The organism is Pyrobaculum sp., from assembly GCF_049971835.1.
Lineage (GTDB): Archaea > Thermoproteota > Thermoprotei > Thermoproteales > Thermoproteaceae > Pyrobaculum.
Genome location: NZ_JBMFKV010000278.1, coordinates 1 through 2,107, shown reverse-complemented (window position 1 = coordinate 2,107; position 2,107 = coordinate 1). Strand labels below are relative to the sequence as shown.

Below are 2,107 nucleotides of genomic sequence, written 5' to 3'. Positions count from 1 at the left end.
CCGGCGGCCGACTCGGATAGGCACGCAGGAGGCAACGTCCTCGCACACATGACAAAACTTTTAAAGGTAGAGGTCGTCAGCGGCGTGAGGTACTTAAAAGCCGAGAAGCTACCAGACGTCCCGCCAGTCTCAGTGCCGTTTGAGATATGCGGCACGGGGATATGCCACAAGACGTAGCAGAGCGCGCGGAGAAAATGATGGAGACGTCAAACCTTGCCACTCAGGTCGGGGTAAAGCTTTTAACTGGCCTCAACTTAGACATGGTGGTTAGGCGCTCCGTAGCGGTGCCGCTTCTGCTGGACGCCAACCAGCTCCTCGACTACCTAGAGCTGGAGAGGGGGTACAGGAGGGCTAAGCAGATGGCGTTGGACTACCTGGTCCAGACGTATGGGGGAAAGAGGGCCAGCTACTTCAAGGTGTGGTACGAGGTGAAAGACCTAGTCAAGCAGTTCGGCCTCCCCGCCGCCTATCAGCAACAAGCCGTCAAGGACGCTGTGGAGACCTACAACGCCTGGGCTGAAGCTGGAGGAAAGCCTCCCGCGGTTAGGCGCGTAGCGCCTTACGTTGTCGAGATCTCATGGCGCTTCAATTCCCTGACGTCGCTGTCCCTACGCCTCATGTCGGGGAGACACACCGCAGAGCTGTGGCCGCACAAGAGGTTCTGGCTCTTCGAGTGGTTGGTTAGAATAGGCAAAGCCAAGAGGGCCTCGACGATTAGGCTAAGGCGGGTGAAGGACAGGGTGTACGCCGTATTCACCTACGAAGTGGAGCCGGAGCCGCCGAAAGAGCCCACCGCCGTTGCGGCCTTCGACGTGAACGAGAACACGGTCGTGGCGGCTAGAGTAGATTTGAAGGCCACCGTAGACAGAGTCGCCCAGTGGAACCGACAGTGGGTACAGCCGTCCATATCGATCAAGGTCTTCAAGACGGATTTCGGAAGGCTGGCCAAACGCTACGCCGTGATTAGACGCAAATGGGCCGAGGAGCTGACAGTGGAGGTAAACGGGAAGAGGCTCTCCGGCGTCCACATGAGGGAGTACAGGAAGCGGATGAAGAGGCTGAGGGAGGGGAAGAGGAAGCGCGACAGAGTCAATAAAATTGCTCACGAACTGACTAAGGAGCCAGCTGTTTTGGTGACTGAGGGCGTCGGCAAAAAGCCGCAGGAGGAGATGGTTGTGGACAAAAGGAGTCCACAACTGAGGCACCGTATCAAACAGATTCCTATCAAAACTGTGGTGGAGAAGGTGAGGGACAAAGCCGCTGAGAGGGGGCTGAGACTTCTGTTTGTGTCCTCCCGCAGAAACTCCAAGACCTGCCCTATACACGGCGAGGAGATGTCGTTCCCGTTAGGCCCGAAAGTAGGCCTCTGCCCGAGGGGTCACTGGGTTCACCGCGATGTCGCGGCTGTCCTCAACATGCTTAGGAAGGCTGTAGAGGAGCTGGATGAGGAGTACGCAGAGGCGGTTAAGAGGGCACTATCAGCAGTGGATGAAAGACAGCTGGAAAGGTGGACCGCAGAAGTCCTCGAAACAGAGAGAGCTGTCAGAGCTCAATGGCCCGCCGTGCCGGCCCGGGCCAGCCCCATGACCCCGACAAGGGGAAGAGGGCGCCTATGAGCCGCCCCAAGGGAACACCGAGGGGCGGGGAGGGGGACTGGGAAGTACAGATTATCAAGTCAGTAATACGAGCAGTAAGCTCTATACTCGCTATAAACTACGGCAGGGCCGTAAGGATTGACTACAAGCGGATTGTGAGGTACGCCCCCGAGCTCAAGCAGTACCACTCAAGCGTAGTCAGATTTGCAGTAGACAAGTGGCTGGGGCTTGAGAAGTGCAGGACGGCAGACGACGACTACCTGTACGACAGGCAGTGCGTCCAGGAGCAGGTCCAGGAATCTATAAATAAGGCGGTGGTTCTGGTACTTGATGGCGGCCGTTGAAGCCATTGAAGTCGAGGACTTAATATCGGCGTCGTTTCCCATTAGACCGGTCAGACACGACCCATCTCCAGAGGTGTCCGTCAGGGGCTCTCCGTTTCTCTACGTGTCTAAAAACAGCGGAGTTCACGTATTTGCTCCGCTCTATACATACCGCACGTACTCAGCGGG

3 protein-coding genes are annotated in these 2,107 nt (G+C 57.1%); all 3 read left to right on the top strand.

Annotation, left to right across the window (positions count from 1 at the left end):
* The first annotated feature begins 260 nt into the window (after positions 1-260).
* A complete protein-coding gene (locus tag ACP5J3_RS13640) occupies positions 261-1,616 on the top strand; it encodes a zinc ribbon domain-containing protein (protein ID WP_428496185.1) in 1,356 nt (451 codons plus the stop codon).
* Positions 1,613-1,939 carry a hypothetical protein gene (locus ACP5J3_RS13635; protein WP_428496184.1) on the top strand — a complete coding sequence of 109 codons (327 nt, stop codon included), beginning with the start codon at positions 1,613-1,615 and terminating at the stop codon, positions 1,937-1,939. The genes ACP5J3_RS13640 and ACP5J3_RS13635 overlap by 4 nt, the downstream gene beginning before the upstream one ends.
* Positions 1,926-2,107: hypothetical protein (locus ACP5J3_RS13630; RefSeq protein ID WP_428496183.1), on the top strand; the 182-nt coding region annotated here is incomplete at its 3' end. The genes ACP5J3_RS13635 and ACP5J3_RS13630, both read left to right, overlap by 14 nt.